This window comes from Streptomyces sp. JH34 (genome assembly GCF_029428875.1).
In the GTDB taxonomy this organism is placed as follows: Bacteria; Actinomycetota; Actinomycetes; order Streptomycetales; family Streptomycetaceae; genus Streptomyces.
In genome coordinates this window covers 550,688-568,596 of the sequence record NZ_JAJSOO010000001.1, presented here as the reverse complement: position 1 = coordinate 568,596, position 17,909 = coordinate 550,688, and the positions used below count along the sequence as shown (strand labels likewise).

Annotated in this window: 19 protein-coding genes and 1 riboswitch; of the genes, 10 read left to right on the top strand and 9 right to left on the bottom strand. The window is 71.8% G+C overall.

What is annotated here, in order from left to right; translation table 11 throughout:
• The first annotated feature begins 34 nt into the window (after positions 1-34).
• From LWJ43_RS02755 to LWJ43_RS02745, 3 genes are all read left to right on the top strand, one after another.
• Positions 35-703: a TetR family transcriptional regulator gene (locus LWJ43_RS02755; protein ID WP_277330653.1), complete on the top strand. Its 669-nt coding sequence runs from the start codon at positions 35-37 to the stop codon at positions 701-703.
• A complete protein-coding gene (locus LWJ43_RS02750) occupies positions 700-1,476 on the top strand; it encodes an SDR family NAD(P)-dependent oxidoreductase (RefSeq protein ID WP_277330652.1) in 777 nt (258 codons plus the stop codon). Before LWJ43_RS02755 ends, LWJ43_RS02750 begins: the two co-directional genes overlap by 4 nt.
• A gap of 64 nt (positions 1,477-1,540) precedes the next feature.
• The gene (locus tag LWJ43_RS02745) at positions 1,541-2,581 is read left to right on the top strand and encodes an NAD(P)-dependent alcohol dehydrogenase (protein WP_277330651.1); all 1,041 of its coding nucleotides are present in this window, start codon (positions 1,541-1,543) and stop codon (positions 2,579-2,581) included.
• A 90-nt stretch (positions 2,582-2,671) separates the two neighbouring features.
• Here LWJ43_RS02745 and LWJ43_RS02740 read toward each other — a convergent pair whose 3' ends face one another.
• From LWJ43_RS02740 to LWJ43_RS02705, 8 genes are all read right to left on the bottom strand, one after another.
• Positions 2,672-4,156: a SulP family inorganic anion transporter gene (locus LWJ43_RS02740; protein ID WP_277330650.1), complete on the bottom strand. Its 1,485-nt coding sequence runs from the start codon at positions 4,154-4,156 to the stop codon at positions 2,672-2,674.
• A gap of 295 nt (positions 4,157-4,451) precedes the next feature.
• Complete coding sequence (locus tag LWJ43_RS02735) at positions 4,452-4,574, bottom strand: hypothetical protein (protein ID WP_277330649.1); 123 nt, start codon at positions 4,572-4,574, stop codon at positions 4,452-4,454.
• A 780-nt stretch (positions 4,575-5,354) separates the two neighbouring features.
• Complete coding sequence (locus LWJ43_RS02730) at positions 5,355-6,224, bottom strand: energy-coupling factor ABC transporter ATP-binding protein (RefSeq protein ID WP_277330648.1); 870 nt, start codon at positions 6,222-6,224, stop codon at positions 5,355-5,357.
• Complete coding sequence (cbiQ, locus tag LWJ43_RS02725; RefSeq protein WP_277330647.1) at positions 6,221-6,970, bottom strand: cobalt ECF transporter T component CbiQ; 750 nt, start codon at positions 6,968-6,970, stop codon at positions 6,221-6,223. Before cbiQ ends, LWJ43_RS02730 begins: the two co-directional genes overlap by 4 nt.
• A 6-nt stretch (positions 6,971-6,976) precedes the next feature.
• Positions 6,977-7,345 (bottom strand): energy-coupling factor ABC transporter substrate-binding protein, encoded by a 369-nt coding sequence (locus tag LWJ43_RS02720; RefSeq protein ID WP_277330646.1) that lies wholly within the window; start codon positions 7,343-7,345, stop codon positions 6,977-6,979.
• Positions 7,342-8,052, bottom strand: coding sequence for an energy-coupling factor ABC transporter permease (locus LWJ43_RS02715; protein WP_277330645.1), 711 nt, complete (start codon positions 8,050-8,052; stop codon positions 7,342-7,344). The genes LWJ43_RS02720 and LWJ43_RS02715 overlap by 4 nt, the downstream gene beginning before the upstream one ends.
• 30 nt (positions 8,053-8,082) lie before the next feature.
• Positions 8,083-8,266, bottom strand: a riboswitch (cobalamin riboswitch).
• 48 nt (positions 8,267-8,314) lie between these two features.
• On the bottom strand, positions 8,315-9,238 hold the full coding sequence (locus tag LWJ43_RS02710; RefSeq protein WP_277330644.1) for a universal stress protein: 924 nt from the start codon (positions 9,236-9,238) through the stop codon (positions 8,315-8,317).
• 152 nt (positions 9,239-9,390) lie between these two features.
• Positions 9,391-9,651: an SCO0607 family lipoprotein gene (locus LWJ43_RS02705; protein ID WP_462100936.1), complete on the bottom strand. Its 261-nt coding sequence runs from the start codon at positions 9,649-9,651 to the stop codon at positions 9,391-9,393.
• A 133-nt stretch (positions 9,652-9,784) separates the two neighbouring features.
• Here LWJ43_RS02705 and LWJ43_RS02700 point away from each other — a divergent pair, with 133 nt between their 5' ends.
• Entirely contained in the window at positions 9,785-10,099 is a 315-nt protein-coding gene (locus LWJ43_RS02700; protein ID WP_277330643.1) for a DUF7489 domain-containing protein, read from the top strand.
• 113 nt (positions 10,100-10,212) lie between these two features.
• Here the strand turns inward: LWJ43_RS02700 and LWJ43_RS02695 are convergent, their stop codons facing one another.
• On the bottom strand, positions 10,213-11,307 hold the full coding sequence (locus LWJ43_RS02695; RefSeq protein ID WP_277330642.1) for a hypothetical protein: 1,095 nt from the start codon (positions 11,305-11,307) through the stop codon (positions 10,213-10,215).
• Positions 11,308-11,347: 40 nt separating this feature from the next.
• On the opposite strand from LWJ43_RS02695, the gene LWJ43_RS02690 reads away from it, so the two are divergent.
• From LWJ43_RS02690 to LWJ43_RS02665, 6 genes are read left to right on the top strand one after another with little or no spacing between them, the layout of a single operon-like run.
• Positions 11,348-12,157, top strand: coding sequence for a Gfo/Idh/MocA family protein (locus LWJ43_RS02690; RefSeq protein ID WP_277330641.1), 810 nt, complete (start codon positions 11,348-11,350; stop codon positions 12,155-12,157).
• A gap of 9 nt (positions 12,158-12,166) precedes the next feature.
• Positions 12,167-12,922: an NAD-dependent epimerase/dehydratase family protein gene (locus tag LWJ43_RS02685; RefSeq protein WP_277330640.1), complete on the top strand. Its 756-nt coding sequence runs from the start codon at positions 12,167-12,169 to the stop codon at positions 12,920-12,922.
• A 35-nt stretch (positions 12,923-12,957) separates the two neighbouring features.
• Positions 12,958-14,649, top strand: coding sequence for an acetyl-CoA carboxylase carboxyl transferase subunit alpha (gene accA / locus LWJ43_RS02680; RefSeq protein WP_277330639.1), 1,692 nt, complete (start codon positions 12,958-12,960; stop codon positions 14,647-14,649).
• Positions 14,646-15,176 carry an acetyl-CoA carboxylase biotin carboxyl carrier protein gene (locus tag LWJ43_RS02675; protein WP_277330638.1) on the top strand — a complete coding sequence of 177 codons (531 nt, stop codon included), beginning with the start codon at positions 14,646-14,648 and terminating at the stop codon, positions 15,174-15,176. Before accA ends, LWJ43_RS02675 begins: the two co-directional genes overlap by 4 nt.
• Positions 15,177-15,235: 59 nt before the next feature.
• The gene (locus tag LWJ43_RS02670) at positions 15,236-16,597 is read left to right on the top strand and encodes an acetyl-CoA carboxylase biotin carboxylase subunit (RefSeq protein ID WP_277335790.1); all 1,362 of its coding nucleotides are present in this window, start codon (positions 15,236-15,238) and stop codon (positions 16,595-16,597) included.
• On the top strand, positions 16,594-17,856 hold the full coding sequence (locus tag LWJ43_RS02665; protein ID WP_277330637.1) for an FAD-dependent monooxygenase: 1,263 nt from the start codon (positions 16,594-16,596) through the stop codon (positions 17,854-17,856). The genes LWJ43_RS02670 and LWJ43_RS02665 overlap by 4 nt, the downstream gene beginning before the upstream one ends.
• Positions 17,857-17,909 lie beyond the last annotated feature (53 nt).

Here is a 17,909-nt window from a genome sequence, read left to right as displayed (position 1 = left end):
TCCCACCGGGACATTTCAGAGGTACGATGCAGCCATGCATGAGACGGGGAACGTCCCGGAACGGCGCAGCCGCAAGGCCCGCAAGACCCGGGACGCACTGGCACGGAGCGCGTTCGATCTCGTACTCGACCGCGGCCTGCGAAGTGTGACGGTCGAGGACATCGCGCAAGCGGCCGACGTCGACCGGCGCACCTTCAGCCGGTACTTCCCGAGCAAGGAGGCCGCCGTCCTCGACGCGGTGCGGGGAGACGGCGACAGGATCAACCGAGCGCTCCGCGAGCGCCCCCCGGCCGAGCCGCCGCTCACCGCCTACCGCCGTGCCGTCCTCGAATGGCTCGACGACACGGACGGGGAGCCCTGGCACCTGCGGCCACGCATCTTCGACCTGCTGACCATGGCCGAGGAGGAACCGACTCTGTACGCGGCGTACCACCACATCAGGGTGGACGCCCAGGAGGAGTCGGTGGCGATCCTCGCGGAACGTCTCGGTGCCGACCCACGGCAGGACCTGCGTCCCGCCGTGACCGTCGCCGCGGGAGCCGGAGCGCTCCTCGCGGCCCAGGCGGCCTGGGTGCGGAGCGGCCGGCAGGCCGCCCTCCCCGAGTTCGTCGTACACGCCTTCGACGCCCTCTCCACGGACCTGCTGGAATCCCGGCAGGACGGGCCGGCGCCCCACAGCACCACGCAAGGAAGCACATCATGAGCACCAACCTCCCCAACGCCCACGAGGCGGAGTTCGCCGGCAAGGTCGCCCTCGTCACCGGCGGCGCGTCCGGCATCGGCCTCGCCCTCTCCCGGCGGCTCGCCGCGAGCGGAGCGGCCGTCGTCGTCGCCGACCACGACGAGGAGGGCGCCCGCAAGGCCGCCGCCGAGTTGGAGGCCACCGGCGCCCGGGCCGCGGCCGTCGCCCTCGACGTCACCGACCCCGTCTCCGTCGAGGCCGGCGTGAACTTCACCGTCGACACCTTCGGCGGCCTCCACCTCGCCGTGAACAACGCCGGCATCGGCGGCCCCTCCCTGCCCACCGGTGAGTACGGCGTCGAGGACTGGAACAGGGTCGTCGCCACCAACCTCAGCGGCGTCTTCTACTCGATGCGCTACGAACTCCCGGCCATCCTGGCCGCGGGCGGCGGCTCCGTCGTCAACATCTCGTCGATCCTCGGCACCAACGGCTTCGCGGGCTCCCCGGCGTACGCCGCCGCCAAGCACGGCGTCGTCGGCCTCACCAAGAGCGCGGCGCTGGAGTACGCGGCACGGAACATCCGCATCAACGCGGTCGGCCCCGGCTTCATCGACACCCCCCTGCTCCGCGACACCGACGGACCGGCCCGGGACCACCTCATCTCCCTGCACCCGGCGGGCCGCCTCGGCACCTCGGAGGAGGTCGCCGAGCTCACCGCCTTCCTCCTCTCCGACCGCGCCTCCTTCATCCACGGCAGCTACCACCTGGTGGACGGCGGCTACTCCGCCTCCTGACACCCGAGTGGCGCACCGCCACCAAGAGGGTCACAAAGGAAGTACGGAGAACGAAAGGAGAGTCATGAAAGCCGTCCAGTACCGCACCATCGGCGCCGCACCCGAGGTCGTCGAGATACCGGAGCCCGTGGCCGGGCCCGGTCAGATCCTGCTGAAGGTCACCGCCGCGGGTGTCTGCCACTCGGACATCGCCGTGATGAGCTGGCCCGCCGAGGGATTCCCCTACCGGCTCCCGCTCACCCTCGGTCACGAGGGCGTCGGCACGGTCGCCGCGCTCGGCGAGGGTGCCGTGGGCGTCTCCGTCGGCGACGCGGTCGCCGTCTACGGGCCGTGGGGCTGCGGTACCTGTGTGAACTGCGCGGAGGGCCGCGAGAACTACTGCCTGCGCGCCGCCGACCTGGGCATCAACCCGCCCGGGCTCGGCAACCCGGGTGCCATGGCCGAGTACATGATCGTCGACGACGTCCGTCATCTGACGCCGATCGGCGACCTGGACCCGGTCAAGACGGTCTCGCTGACCGACGCGGGGCTCACGCCGTACCACGCGATCAAGCGCTCGCTGCCGAAGCTCCTGCCCGGCGCCACCGCCGTGGTCATCGGCACCGGAGGCCTCGGACACGTCGCCATCCAGCTCCTGCGCGCCATGACCGCGGTACGGGTCATCGCGCTCGACGTCACCGAGGAGAAGCTGGCGCTCGCCCGTGCGGTCGGCGCACACGAGGCCGTGCTGTCCGACGAGAACGCGGCGGCCAGGGTCCGTGAACTCACCGGTGGTATCGGTGCCAACGTCGTGCTCGACTTCGTCGGCGCCGAACCGACCGTGAGGACGGCCGGCGCGATGGCGTCCGTCGACAGCGACATCACCATCGTCGGCATCGGCGGTGGCCTGCTGCCCGTCGGATTCGGTGTCCTGCCGTTCTCCACCTCGGTCACCGCACCGTACTGGGGCTCGCGCAAGGAGCTCGCCGAGGTCATCGAACTGGCCCACGCCGGTGCCGTCGACGTCCACGTCGAGACGTACTCCATCGACGAGGCCCCGCTCGCCTACGAGCGGCTCCACGCGGGCAAGATCAACGGCCGCGCGGTCATCCTGCCCAACGGCTGAGCGCCGGCGACGACTCGCCGGGGCGCCTGCCGAAGGCGCCCCGGCGAGTCGTCGTGCGTCCGGAAGCCCGAAGGGCTCAGGGCCCCGTTCTCACGGGGCAGCCGTCACCACGTCGTCCCGGGTCAGCCGCACGGGTTCGGTGTCCGCGGAGCTGTGCCGCTCCGCCCAGTTCTCCAGGGCCTTGCGGCAGGCGTGGTCCAGATGGTGCAGACCGGAGAGGTCCAGGGCGACGGGCCGGTCCTTGGGCAGGGCCTCCAGGCTGTCGAGTATCTTCGGCAGCCGCAGGAACGTCGCGTTGCCCGACAGCCGGGCCCGTACTCCGTCGGGGCTGCTGTCGACGACCTCCAGCTTGATGTGGGAGGCGTCCCACGCCGCCTTCGCCACCGAGAGGGCCAGTCCGGTCAGTACGCCCTCGAACATGTTCACCGTCACGATCGCCACGGCCGTGACGACCAGGATCACCGCCTCGCCGCGGTGCTCACGCCACAGGGGAACCAGCGAGCGCAGCGGGATCAGCTTCCACCCGGCGTGGATGAGGATGCCGGCGAGGGCGGGCAGCGGGATGAGGGCCAGCGCGGACGGGAGCAGCGCCGCGAACAGGAGCAGCCACACACCGTGCAGCACCCGGGAGGCCCGGGTCCGCGCGCCCGCCTGGACGTTGGCCGAGCTGCGGACGATGACCGCGGTCATCGGCAGCGCGCCGAGAAGACCGCAGACCGTGTTGCCCGTGCCCTGCGCCATCAGCTCCTTGTCGTACTCGGTGCGTGGTCCGTCGTGCAGCCGGTCGACCGCGGCCGCGCTGAAGAGGCTCTCCGCGGAGGCGATCAGGGTGAAGGCCGCCACGGTCCCCAGCAGGCTCAGGCTCAACAGCCCGCCGAACTCGGACAGCGCGGGAGTCTGGACGGCGTCGAGCAGCCCCTGGACCCGGACCGTCTCGAGCGGCAGGTCGAACGCCAGGGTGGCGAGGGTGGCCAGCACGACCGCGGCGAGAGCGCCCGGGACGGCGCGCACCCGCTCGGGCATCCTGCTCCACCCCACCACCAGAGCTATGGTCGAGGCGCCGAGCGCGAGTGAGGCGAGAGCCGACGGACTCGACACGGCGTCGGCCAGCAGCCCCGGGATGCCGGCCACCTTGCCCGTACCGGAGAGCGGCGCGTCGACGCCGGCCGCCGCGTAGAGCTGCCCCGCGATGAGGACGAGTCCGATGCCGGCGAGCATGCCCTCGACGACGGAGACGGAGATGGCCCGGAACCAGCGGCCCAGCCGCAGGGCACCCATGGCCAGTTGCAGCAGCCCCGCCGCCAGCACGATCACCCCGAGTGCGGGGAGACCGAAGGACTGGACCGCCTCGAAGACGAGCACGGTGAGACCGGCGGCCGGCCCCGAGACCTGGAGGCTGCTGCCCCGCATCAGGCCGGTGACGATTCCGCCCACGATGCCGGTGATCAGCCCCAGTTCGGCCGGGACGCCCGACGCGACGGCGACGCCCACGCACAGGGGCAGCGCGACCAGGAAGACGACGAGTGACGCGGCGAAGTCCTGCCGCAGGTACGGGAACGTGCGGACGCGGTCCATGGCGGCCCTCATCCCGTGCGGAAGGGGGCGGAGCGTACGTCGCCGGGCGGGGGTGCCCAGACGGCGCTGTCGCTGATGTGCAGTACTTCCACCGCGTGGTGTTCGAAGACGGAATGCATGCCAGTGATTCCTCCTGGCGCGCCGGAGACCGGCGCGTCGTTACGCGTACGAGAACTGGGGGCCCGGAGGGCACGTCGGCACGACCCCTCGTCGGCGGGGCCCGTGGAGTGCGGGCGGGAGACGAGGCCCGCGAAGTGCGGGCGGGAGGGGCGGGTACGCCGGGTGCCGGGTCAGCTCAGCAGCGGAACACCTGAAGGGCGGGGGAGGAGTGCGCGCCGGAGGATCTCGAGGTGTGCAGCGCGTTGCCCATCGCGGCGAAGTACGCCGGGGCGAGCGGGCCGTCGGCGTCCTGTGCCACGACGGAACGCGGCGGGGCCTCGGGGGCGGGACCCGTCGCGGAACGATGCCGGTCGCGGTGGCGCAGAAGGCCGTTCGGTTCACTTCCGCGATCAGCTGTGCCACAGGTGCCGTGGGCGACATGTGTCTCTCCGGCGGCGGCGACCGGAAGGCCGTCGGCCCGAATTCCCGGAGCGGCCGGGTGTGTGTCCGCGGAAGCTGTTCCGGAGTACGGGGCCAATAGGAAGCTCATCAGGAACGCGAGTACGAACCGCACTGCCGCTACGCGCACCCGTCACCTCCTGCTGGACTTCACTGTTCCTCAAAGACGCTAACAGGCCGGAGTGCTTATCGAGTTAATCCCATGTGAAGAGTCCGAAAGTCGATGCCGAACGAGCTGAATCAGTTGCTGACCCCCTGTGGCCTGGGGATGTGCCTCACGTTCGGTTCTCACTATTTGAGATCATCCGGGACTGGGTGGCTATTGCATATGCCGGTTGCGGACGACGGTCATATTCGTACATCGGTTCGGCTCGTCGACGGGAGTTAACCCGGTGGAAAGGTGTCCGAGGTTTAGCCGATCGGGCCGCTCGCGGGTATCGCTCAGGTATCCCGGTCCTCGTGAGTCCCAGGGGGTCGCCTTTCGAGGCGAACGGCACTTCCTTCGCCGAACCGTACGTACTGTGCGAACCGCCCGCGCGCGACCTGAAGGCCGCCGGCCTGTGCCCGGCTCGCGTCGCGGTGCGGGGAGCCCGCGCCGGCAGGGCCGGAGCGGGCTCCCGGACTTCCGGCGAAAAGGCCGTCAGCGGTGCCGGCCGTCGGCCCCCTCGGCGGTGACCGGCGCGGCGAAGTCCGCAGCGAGCTGCTCGGCGGTGCGCGGGCCGGCAGCCGAAGCCCCCAACAGGCCATGCGCACGCAGTAGTTCAGCGGTCGCCACACCCCATGGCAGACGCAGCCCCGACTCCCGCAGGAGATCCGTGCGCGCCAGCATCGCGGGCGCGGGCCCGGCCCGGACGCCGGCCGGGGAGAGGAGCGCGGCGTCGTCGGCCCAGCGCAGGGCGAGATCGACGTCGTGGGTGGCCATCATGACGGTGGTCCCGCCCGAGCGGAGGGCGTCGAGCGTGTCGAGAAGTCGCTCCTGACCGTCCGGATCGAGCCCCGCGGTCGGCTCGTCGAGGATCAGCACGCGGGGCCGCATGGCGACCGCACCCGCGATGGCGGTCCGCTTCCGCTGCCCGTAGGAGAGCAGATGGGTGGGCCGGTCCGCCAGAGCGGTGATGTCGAGGGCGGCGAGTGCCTCGTCCACCCGGGCGCGTACCTCGGCGTCGGGCAGACCGAGGTTCAGCGGTCCGAACGACACGTCCTGGGAGACGGACGCGGCGAACAACTGGTCGTCCGGATCCTGCACCACCAGCTGGACGGTGGTGCGCAGCCGGGTCAGCCCCTTCCGGTCGTAGGTGACGGGACGGCCCTCGACCGTCAACCGCCCCTCACGGGGACGCAGTCCGCCACTGAGGAGGCGCATCAGTGTGGTCTTCCCGCTGCCGTTGCGGCCGAGGAGGGCGAGCGCACGCCCTTCACGTGCCTCGAAGTCGAGGCCGCTGAGCACGGCGGGACCGTCCTCGTACGCGAAGGACGCGCCCCGCAGGGCGAGCAGCACGGATTCGCTCATGACAGCGGCCTTTCCAGGGCGAAGGTCAGGACGGTGAGGGCCGCGAGCAGGAGGACGCTCAGCGCCACGAACCGGACGGAGACGCGGGCCTCGGGCACCAGGACGCGCAGGGTCCCGTCGTAACCGCGCCCCGCAAGCCCCGTCTGGAGCCGAGCCGCACGGTCGAACGCCCTGACGAACGCGGTCGCTCCGAGCCCCGCCAGGGAGCGCCAGGTCGCGGCCCGGGTGGTGTGGCCGAGCCGGGCCGCCTGCGCCTCCCGGATCCGGCGCACCGAATCGAGGAGGAGGAAGCTCATGCGGTACGTCACCAGGGCGACGTCCACCACCGGCGCGGGCACCCCCGCCCCGACCAGGCGGGGCAACAGATCGGACATCGGGGTGGTGAAGGCGAACAGCAGGACCCCGAGGGACGCGGCTGAGGTACGGAGCAGCAGCTCACCTGCGCGTACGGGCCCACCGGGGTCGAGAGCGAGCAACCCGTCCGGCCCGCCGACCCGTACGAGGAGCGTGGCGGCCCCGGTGACGCAGAAACCCAGAGGAACCCGGTACGCCCGCCACAGGTGACGGGCGGTCACGCCCGCCGGCCCCAGCAGCACGGCCAGAGCGGTGACGAGGACCAGGGCGGCCCCGGGCCAGGGCGGCAGCGAGACGGCCAGCACCGTGAACCCAAGACCGAGTGAGGCCTTGTCCAGGGGATGGCGGCGGCGCCAGCGACTGCTGTGCGCCGCCGCGTCGATCGGCAGCATGTTCGCTCAGGTCCTCCGGGCCGTCGACTCCCCGGCACCGCCCCCGGTGCCACCTCTCTCCTGCTCCGCCGTCGCGCGGAGTTCGCCCTGACGTCGCCCGCGCCGCAGGCCGAAGTAGTAGGCGAGGACGCCGGCGCCGAGCGCGGCCTGAAGGGCGAACAGGGCCGACTCGATCTCGCCGGACGGCGGTTCGTACAGCGGCGAGAACCAGGGTTCGTAATCGGGATCGATCTCGGTGATCGCCGTCTCGGCCTGGGCGTCGGCGCCCGTGAACGGTTCCTCCTCGCCGTCGCCGAGCCCCAGGGCCAGCGGCAGGACGGCCAGCGCGGCCACCACGGTCAGGAGAAGAGCGTTGATCTTCGTGTCCTTGTTCATCGGGCCACCGCCTCGGTCTCGGCCTTCTCCGTGCGGGCCCGCCTACCGGCGAGGAACACGCCGAGCCGGGTCAGGTCTCCCTTGCTGGACTGCACGAGAAGCCGCATCACCAGCACGGTCAGGAGCCCCTCACTCACGGCGAGCGGGATCTGGGTGACCGCGAAGATGGAGCCGAACTTGCCGAGCGCGCCGAGGACCCCGCTGCTCGGGTCCGGGAAGGCGAGTGCCAACTGCACGCTGGTGACGCAGTAGGTGGACAGGTCGGCGACGAACGCGCCGGAGAACACCGCCACCATCACCGGCACGTCGTACCGGCGCAGCAGTCTGAAGACCGCGTATCCGGCCCAGGGGCCGACGATCGCCATCGAGAAGACGTTGGCTCCGAGCGTGGTCAGACCGCCGTGGGCCAGCAACAGGGCCTGGAACAGCAGGGTGATCGTGCCCAGGACCGCCATGATCGGCGGACGGAACAGGATGGCCCCGAGTCCCGTACCCGTGGGATGGGAGCAACTTCCCGTCACCGAAGGGATCTTCAATGCGGAGAGAACGAACGTGAAGGCCCCGGAGGCCCCCAGGAGCAGCGTGCTCTCAGGGTTGTCCCTGACCTCACGCGTGAGTGACCGGACTCCGTGGACGACGAACGGCGCGGACGCGACACCCCAGGCGATCGCGTGCGCCGGAGGCAGAAAACCCTCGGCGATGTGCATGACTCAGCAGACCCTCTCCAGCACCTCGTGGATGGTTGAAGTGCCTTGGCCGGTCTCCTGGCTTACGGGTGACACCGCCCGAACTCCGCCTTCCCGGGTCACAAGGACCCAGTGGCTGCCCGTGAGGGCCGGAGCCGGACTTCCCGATCACAGTGGCGAGGGCCGCACCGGCATCACACCGGATTTCCCGTTCACCAAGGCGTGGCGACAGTAGTCCCACGTGGGTGAACATGACAAGCGGGCCCGCTCGCGGTTGCCGGCCTCAGCCCTCGTCGTCCCTGAGCCCTTCCTCCACGACGCCCCTCTCCTCGTCATGCCGGTACGGCACGATCTGGACCGGACACCGGGAGTGGTGCAGGAGGGCGTGCACGACGTGGCCCAGTCCCAGTACGGAGGCGCCGCGCCGCTCATGGCTTCCCATGACCAGGAGACCCGCGTGCCGGCTGGCGTCGACGAGCGCGGACGCCGCGGAGCGGGCCGCGACCACCTCGGTGCGTACGGCGAGACCGGGCGCGCTCTCATGGATCCGGGACGCCAGGTCGGCCAGGAGCCGCTCGTCGGGGTCCGCGGACCCCCCGGCCTCGTCCCGCGCCGTCCCACCGAAGCGTGCGAGCAGGCCGCGCACGCTCACGAGCCGGAGGGGGCTGTTGCGGGCCTGTGCCTCCTGTCCGGCACGGACCAGCCACCGGGCGTCGTGCTCGTCCCGCACGGCGGCCGTGACCGGAGCGTCCTCGCGCTCGAACTCCCCGCGGACGACCACGACGGGCGCGGGACTGCCGACGACGACCTCCAGGCCCGTCGAGCCCAGCAGCAGAGGACCGAATCCGCCGGACCCCCTGCTGCCGACGACGATCGTGCTGCCGGGCCTCACGGACGCGTGGAGAGCGGGAACCGGCTTCCTGCGGCTCAGCTTGACGTCGACGTCGAGTTCGGGGAACCGCTCGCGTATCTCCTCCGCCGCCGTCGTCAGGACGGCGTTGCCGTTGTCCCGCAGATGTTCGGACGTCTCGAACGACGCGAACCGGTCCAGGCGGTCGAGGTCGGCGGCGTGCACGAGCAGCAGACGTCGACGATGCCTCGCGGCGTCCGCCGCGCCCCAGAGCATGGCGGTCCTGGCGTGTTCCGAGCCGTCCACACCCACGACCGTCCTCGGATTCTGCGTGGCATCGGACGGGCGGGTAGCCATGGCTGCTCCTGACGCTGTTCCTTGTCCGCCTCTTCCATGCTGTCACCGCGGTACGGTGTGCGGCCAGCGCACGCACGGGCCACCAGGGCGTTTTCGCGGGGACGGAGGCGGCGGAGCGGCCTCCTGGCTTCCGGGGGGCAGGCTTTCCCGGGTCAGCCCGGTTCCGGAGCGTCGACGACGGTCCCGTCCTCGTCGAGCGTGTGGGTGTCCCAGTACACGTCCCACTTGTCGTCGACCTGCTGCGGCACCTTGCCCTCCGGATACCGCGCGAATCCCGAGGACGGCTCCTCCGCGTCCGGGACACAGGCGGAGCCGGTTCCGCCCACGGACAGGACGGGGTATTCACCGTCGCTGCACATGTCCTCCCGGTACTCGACGCCGGCACAGCCCGCGAGTGCTGTCACCGCGACCAGGCCGGTTATGAGTCAGCCCTGACGCCGGACCGGGGCCGAACAGCCCTTTCCGATATGCCTTCTGGGCGGGTGCCCACAAGACCGGTACGCTGCCGTGGATGGCCTGTGCCGTCGTCGATGCGGGGGGTCGCACATGTCGAACACCGTTGTCCTGCTCCTCTCCTTCGGCCCGCTCGCCCTGGTCCTGGCGATGATCGCCGCGCACGGGTCGCGCGAGAGCAAGGACGCCTACTCCGGGGAGGTCACCGGCCGGGGGGTGAGCAGTTCGACCGGTACCTACGGCCCGACGGGCCGCTACATGATGCACATCCGCACCGACGAGGGGCGGGAGCTCAGCATCGAGGTGAACGGCCGGACGTACCGGTCGCTCGCCGTCGGCGACCGGGTGGTCAAGGAGTGGGGTAGGCGCTGGCCGGAGCGGTCGGAGCGGTCGGAGCGGTCGGAGTAACGGAGCGAACAGCTCTGCCGCACCGTCCGGCACGCCTTTGCCACCTACGCGCTCCACACCCGCCCCGGCGGCCCCGAGGGAGCTGCCGTCGGACGAAGCCGGGCGGTGCGGGCTCAGTCGTAGCCCTGCGACTTGACGCGGATGCCGCCCGCCTGGGCCTGACCGGCCTGCGGGGCGTGTGCGGGCTCCTCCGCCGCCGCCTCGGGTTCCGGTGCCGCGTCGAGAATCGCGTGGGCCTCGTTGAGGAGGGCCGCCAGGTCACGCACCAGCCCCAGTTGCAGTGCGCGCCAGGCGTCGGCGTCGCTCTCCAGCGGGGCGAAGCTGCCCGTGTGCTTGTGGATGATGCCTCCCGCGACACGGTTCCGCTCCGCCCGCTCCTCCATGTCACGGTCGTGATGGTAGAAGTTGCGCAGTTCGTGCAGTTGGGACATGCGGCCGTCCCAGAAGGCCGCCGCGAGCTGAGGGAGATCCAGTACCTTCGCCGGATCCTTCCTCGGAATGCGCAGGGGGGCGTGCAGGCGCTCGTTGAAGACCTGGTAGGCCACGGACAGCCAGGCCGTGAAGTCCGCGCGGTCGACGCACTGTCGGCGCAGGCGGGCGAAGTCGTCGGGCGGTGAGGAGCGGAGCAGCTGGTAGCCGAGGCGGGCCCGTGACGCCTCGCAGACCCTGCTGTAGGCGACCAGGGTGTCCTCGGCAGCCGCTTCCCAGGTGCGGCGTTGCCGGGGATCGGTCGCGACTCGGGGCTGGGGTTCCGCGGCCAGCCGCTCGGGCGTCAGCTGAAAGGCGGGCAGGCGCGGACGGGCCGGGCGCCCCACGGCCCGTACGACTCCGCTCCCCAGCTCGGCGAAGTACTTCTCCAGGACGTCCAGGCCGCCGATGCGCTGCCGGTCGCCGCCGGCGACGGTCACCAGGTCGACCAGCATCCGGTGGTTGGGCACCATGCTCTCGTGGGCCTGCGGAGTCCAGTCGGGACGGTGCCGCTGTGCCTGCCACCAACGGTCGAACAGGGCCTCGTCGCTGATCCCGACCGCGTGCAGACGAATGCCGAGGCCCGCGTGCAGGTCCTCCATGAGCGACACCGGGTCCTGGGTGCCGGAGACGGTTTCGCCGCTGCGGTCGTCGGGGATCGGCGCGTAGTGCGCGCCGTCGCTGACCAGGACGACGAGGCGCTCGTTGCCGGGTACGCCGTAGCGGTGGAGGACGGTCACGGGATACGAGGAACTGCTGCGGCGCACCGATGTGGACGCCGTGTACATCCCGCTGCCCGCCGCGCTGCGGGCCCCATGGATCGCGCGCGCTCTGGAAGCCGGAAAACATGTCCTCGGGGAGAAGCCGCTCACCACGACCGCCGCCGACGCCCGGGACCTCGTCGCCCTCGGCGGACGACGGGGACTGCTGCTGATGGAGAGCTTCATGTTCCTCCACCACTCCGTCCACCGGAGCGTCACCGAGCTCGTCGCCGCCGGACGCATCGGCGAACCGCGTTCCTTCGCAGCCGAGTTCACCATCCCGCCGCTTCCCGCGGACGACATCCGCAACCGTCCCGGCCTCGGCGGCGGTGCACTGCTCGACCTGGGCGTCTACACCGTCCGGGCGGCGCAGTACTTCTGCGGCCCGGGCCTGTCCGTGGTGGGCGCCGTGCTCATGAGCGACGCGCCCGCAACCGGTACCCCCTTGGCCACCGGTCCGGCCGGCGGGGTCGACCTGGCGGGGGCGGCGCTGCTGTCCTCGGACCGGACCACCGCCCAGCTGACCTTCGGCATGGCCCACGCCTACCAGTGCCGTTACCGCATCTGCGGCAGCGAGGGCCTCCTCTCACTGGACCGGGCGTTCACCCCGCCGCCCGACCTGCGGCCCGTGGTGCGCATCGAGGACAAGGACGGCACCGAGGAACTGACACTCGAGGCCGACGACCACTTCGCCAACATCGTCACCGCCTTCGCCGGCACCGCCCTGGGCGGTGGTGACCTCACCGGGTACGGAGAGCAGATCCTTCGCCAAGCCGACCTGGTGGAGCGCATCCGACGGGCGGATGCTCCCGCCCCCCGCGCCGCATAGGAGCCACACATGCGCATCATCGGCCACGGTTTCCTGGCGCGCAGCATCCGGCCGCTCGCCGGATCGCACCCCCGTGTCGTCGCCTTCGCGGCCGGCGTGTCCAGCGGCGACGGCGTCGCCGAGGACCAGTTCGCCCGCGAGGCCGCACTGTTGTACGACACTCTCGGCCGGTGCCTGCGCAACGGCCGGCGACTCGTGTACTTCTCGACCTCGTCCGCCGGTATGTACGGGCTACGGCATGGTGCCGGGCGGGAGGACGGCCCCGTACGCCCCTCGTCCCCGTACGGCAGACACAAACTTGCCATGGAGGAGGTCATCAGGAACTCGGGCGCGGACCACCTGATCCTGCGTCTCGCCTACCCGGTGGGCCCGGGACAGCGCCCGCACCAGTTCCTGCCCTCGCTGGTCGCACAGGTCCGGCGGGGCCGCGTCCGCGTCCACCGGGGAGCGCGCCGTGACCTGATCGACGTCCGCCACGCCGTGTCCCTGCTCGAGAGCCTCCTCCACGAGGACGTCTCGCGGCAGGTGGTCAACATCGCCTCCGGCTGGGAGGCGGCCGTGGAGGACATCGTCGGCCACCTCGAACACCGCACCGGTGTCGTGGCCGAGCACCACACCGTCGACGTACCCGCGGAGGGACCCGTGTCCACCGAGCGGATGCACGGGCTCGTCCCGAAGGCCGCGGAGCTGGGCTTCGGGCCCTGCTACTACCGGCAGGTCATCGACTCCTATCTGGCAGCCGTCGCGCCTTCGAGTCCGGCTTGAGCGGACTTGGAAGGCCGGTGGCCACACTGGCGGCCATGACCACGACTGCTCCGCCCCCGGACACCCATGTACCGGACTGGGTCCTCTGCCCCGGCTGCCGGGCCCCCGTCTACGGCAAGCGGTTCGTCCGCAACGACCGGGTCTGCCCCCACTGCGGGCGGCACGGTCCCCTGACCGCGCCGGAGCGGCTGGCCGGCCTCCTCGACCCAGGTGGTGTGGAACCGCTCGTGCACCCGGTACGGACCGGGGACCCGCTGGGGTTCGTCGACGTGCGGGCCTATCCCGAGCGGCTGCGGGAGGCTCGCGAGCGCACCGGTCTGGACGAGGCCGTGCTCTGCGCCCGCGGCACCGTCCGGGGACTGCCGCTGATCGTGGCGGTGATGGACTTCCGTTTCATGGGCGGCAGTCTCGGCAGCGCCGTCGGCGGACTGATCGCCCACGCGGCGGACACCGCGCTGCGGGAACGGACACCGCTCCTGCTCGTCACCGCGTCGGGCGGGGCGCGGATGCAGGAAGGGGCCCTCGCCCTGATGCAGATGGCCACGACCAGTCAGGCGATGGCGCGGCTCGACGAGGCGGGCATCCTGACGATGTCGCTCGTCACGGATCCCACCTACGGCGGGGTGGCTGCCTCCTTCGCCTCACTCAGCGACGTGATCATCGCCGAACCGGGGGCCCGGATGGGCTTCGCCGGTGCCCGGGTGATCGAACAGACCATCCGGCAGAGTCTGCCGCCCGGTTTCCAGTCCGCGGAATCCCTTCTGTCCCGGGGCTTCATGGACCTCGTCTGCCCCCGGTCCGGACTGCGCACGAAACTGGCCCGGCTGCTGTCCTTCGCGTCGGGGGAGCGGCCGGGCCCGGCGGGCGGCGACGGAGCGCTGATAGAGGACTACCGGCAGCTGCCCGAAGAGGACGCGTGGACAGCGGTCCGGGGTGCCAGGGACCTCGGCCGTCCCACCACGCAGGACTACCTCGGCCAGATGCTCGACGACTTCGAGGAACTGCACGGCGACCGGCTGTCCGGGGACAGTCCCGCGATCGTCGCCGGCCTCGGCCGCATCGACGGCACCCCGCTCGTGGTCATCGGCCACCGGAAAGGGCACACCACCACCGAGCTCGTCGCGCACGACTACGGCATGCCGACCCCCTCGGGCTACCGGAAGGCGGCCCGGCTGATGCGGCTCGCGGCGAAGCTCGCCCTGCCCGTGGTCACCCTCATCGACACCCCCGGCGCCCACCCCGGGCTGGAGGCGGAGAAGGGCGGCCAGGCGGCGGCCATCGCCGAGAACCTGCGGCTGATGTCCCGGCTGCCGGTCCCCGTGGTGGCCGTCGTGACCGGTGAGGGGGGCAGCGGCGGCGCGCTCGCGCTGGGCGTCGCCAACAGCGTCCTGGCGTGTTCGGGAGCGGTCTACTCGGTGATCAGCCCGGAGGGCTGTGCGGCCATCCTCTGGAAGGACTCCACCGCCGCGCCCCTGGCGGCCGAGGCGTTGCGGATGGGCGCGCGCGACCTGCTGCGGCTGGGGATCGTCGACGGCGTGGTGCCGGAACCCGAGGGCGGCGCGCAGAAGGCACCCGAACGTGCCGCGGCCCGGCTGCGTGAGGCCGTCGTCGCCCGGCTCGCGGCACTGACGCGGTTGGGCCCGGCCGAACTGGTCGAACACCGGTACGCGCGTTTCCGGCACTACGGCGCCGGCCTGGACGACGCACGAGCGGAGGGGACGACATGAGCACAGGGGACGAGACGAATGCGGGGGACGGCCCGGGCGAGCGCGAGGAGTGTCTCGCGGACCTCCTCGCGGTGGTCCACCGCACCGCCGCCCGGCTGCTGGCCGAAGCGGGCACACCGCCCGCGGAGCTCAGGGTCCGGGCCGGCGAGGTGGCGGTGGAGATGACGTGGCCCGACCCGGAGCGGGCCACCGCGCCGGGAACCGATCCCTCCGCGGCCGTGGGCCCGGCCCCCGGCCCGGTGCACGCCGCACCGGACGGCACGGGGGCGGAGGAGGAGGTGGAGTACATCCGCGCCCCGACGGTCGGGGTGTTCTACCGCGCGCCCGAGCCCGGCGGGAAGAGCTTCGTCGACGAGGGCGACGTGGTCGCGCCGGGACGGCAGCTGGGGATCGTCGAGGCCATGAAGCTGCTCATACCGGTCGAGGCGGTCACCGACGGCCGGATCGTGGAGGTGCTCAAGGCGGACGCGGCCCCGGTCGAGTACGACGAGCCGCTTTTCGCCGTACGGCCGCCGGAAGCGGCCTGAGGAGAGGCATGCAGATGCTCCAGAAGTCCACGCACCGGCGGCCGGATGACGGCCTGCCCCTGTTCGAGAAGGTGCTCATCGCCAACCGGGGAGAGATCGGACTCCGGGTGGCCCGCTGCTGCCGGGACCTGGGCATGCGGGTGGTCGCCGTCTACTCCACCGAGGACCGGGACTCCGCGCTCGTCCGCATGGCGGACGAAACCGTGCACATCGGTCCGGCGCCCGCCCGGCACAGCTATCTGAACATCCCGGCCCTCATCGAGGCGGCCCTGCGCACCGGGGCCCGGGCCCTGCACCCCGGCTACGGATTCGCCTCCGAGAACCCCGACCTCGCCGAGGTCTGCGAGGACCACGGCATCACCTTCGTCGGCCCGTCGGCGACCGTCATCGACCGGCTGGGCGACAAGGTCAGCGCCCGCGCGCTGATGGCCGAGGCCGGGCTGCCCCTGCTCCCCGGCGGCGTCGAACCGGCGGCCGGCCTGGAGGAGGCCCGCGCCCTCGCCGCGGAGACCGGCTACCCGCTCATCATCAAACCGGTGGCCGGTGGCGGCGGCCGGGGCATGCAGGTGGTGCGCGGCCCCGGCGAGCTGGCGGCGAAGTACCGGCAGGCACGCGGCAAGGCGCAGGCCCTGTTCGGGGACAACCGGGTCTATCTGGAGCGCTACCTCGCCTCCGCCCGGCACGTCGAGATCCAGGTGCTCGGTGACCGGCTGGGCAATGTCGTCCACCTGGGGGAGCGGGACTGCTCCGTGCAGCGCCGGAACCAGAAGATCATCGAGGAGTCCCCGGCGCACGGGTTGCCGGCGGACGTCGTACGGCGCATGGGGGAGGCGGCGCTGCTCGGGGCCAAGGCCGCCGAGTACACGGGGGCGGGCACCTTCGAGTTCCTGGTGGACGACACCGGAGACTTCTACTTCATGGAGGTCAACTGCCGTATCCAGGTGGAACATCCCGTGACCGAGATGGTCACCGGGGTGGACCTGGTGCGCGAGCAGTTCCGGGTCGCGGCCGGACTGCCGCTGGAACTCTCCCAGTCCGGCGTCGCCCCGCGCGGTGCCGCGATCGAGTGCCGGGTCAACGCCGAGGACCCCGCGCGCGACTTCCTGCCGGCGCCCGGTCCGATCGAGGAGTTCACCGCTCCGGCGGGACCGTTCGTACGGGTGGACACGGACTGTTTCCCCGGGCACCGCATATCGGCGGCCTACGACCCGTTGCTGGCCAAGGTGATCACCTGGGCCCCCGACCGCGCGCAGGCACGGGAGAGGATGCGCCGGGCGCTGGACGAATTCCACGTGAGCGGTCCCGGAGTGCGTACGAACATCCCGTTCCTGCGCCGCGTACTGGACGACCCGCGTTTCGCCGACGGCACCCACACCACGTCGCTCGTCGCGGACCTCACCTCACAGGAGACCCTCGGATGACCGCCGACCAGGGCCCCCGCGCCACCAGCTCCGCGACGGACGTCTGTGTCGTCGGCGGAGGTCCCGCCGGGCTGACCCTCGCGCTGCTCCTGCTCCGCTCCGGAGTACGGGTCACCCTCGTCGAACGCGCCACCTCCATGTCGCGTGAGTACCGGGGCGAGATACTCCAGCCCGGCGGGCTGGCCCTGCTCGACCAGCTCGGCGTGCTGGAACCCGCCGCCGCGCGCGGCGGGTACTGGCTGGACAGATTCCAGCTGGTGGAACGCGAGCGGGTGCTCCTCGACATCGCCTACGACCGGCTGCCCGCGCCGTACAACCGCCTGCTCAGTGTTCCGCAGCGGCACGTACTGGCGGAACTGCTCGCCCGCTGCCAGGGCTTCGACGGCTTCCGCTATCTCGACGGACACCGGCTGAGCGCGCTCGTCGAGGAGCACGGAGCCGTCCGGGGTGCTGTCGCCGAGGGCCGGGCCGGTACCCACACCGTGCGTGCCGGATGGGTCGTCGGTGCCGACGGACGGTTCTCCAAGACGCGGCGGCTCGCCGGGATCGGCGCCGAGCGGCAGGACGTGTTCGCCTTCGACGTGCTGTGGTTCAAACTGCCGCAGGAGGGGCCGCCCGGCCGAGAGGTGCGCGTCTTCCGGGCGGCGGGCCGGCCGGTGCTCGTCTACCCGTCGTACCCCGGCACCGTGCAGCTCGGCTGGACCCTGCCGCACAAGGGGTACGCGGAAATGGCGGCGCTCGGCGTCGACACCATCAGGTCCGAGATCGCCCGCGCGGTCCCCGCGTACGCCGACCGGCTCGCGCGGCACCTCAACGCTCTCACCGACTTCACCCTGCTGGACGTCTTCGCCGGACGCGCGCGGGAGTGGGCGCGCGACGGCCTTGTCCTGATCGGGGACAGCGCGCACACCCACAGCCCGCTCGGCGCCCAGGGCATCAACCTCGCACTCCAGGACGCTGCCCTGCTGCACCCCGTCCTCGTCGAGGCGCTGCGCGACGGCGACTTCTCGGCCGGACGGCTGGACGCCTACGTGCTGCCGCGCTCCTGTGACATCGACCAGGTGATGAAGACACAGACGATGCAGGCCAAGGCGATGCTCTCGCAGGGCCGGGTGGCCCGGGTGGTGCGTCCCCGGCTGGCCGGCCTCGTCCAGCGCACGCCCATCGGCCCGAAGATCACCCGGCACATCGCGCTGGGCAATCCGGCCGCGCGGGTGCGCTCCGACCTGTTCGTCCCCGGTCCGTCCGGCCGGCCGTAGAGCGGGCTCAGGCCGTGCGCGTGTCCACCGGACCCCTCCCGTGCCCCCGTCAG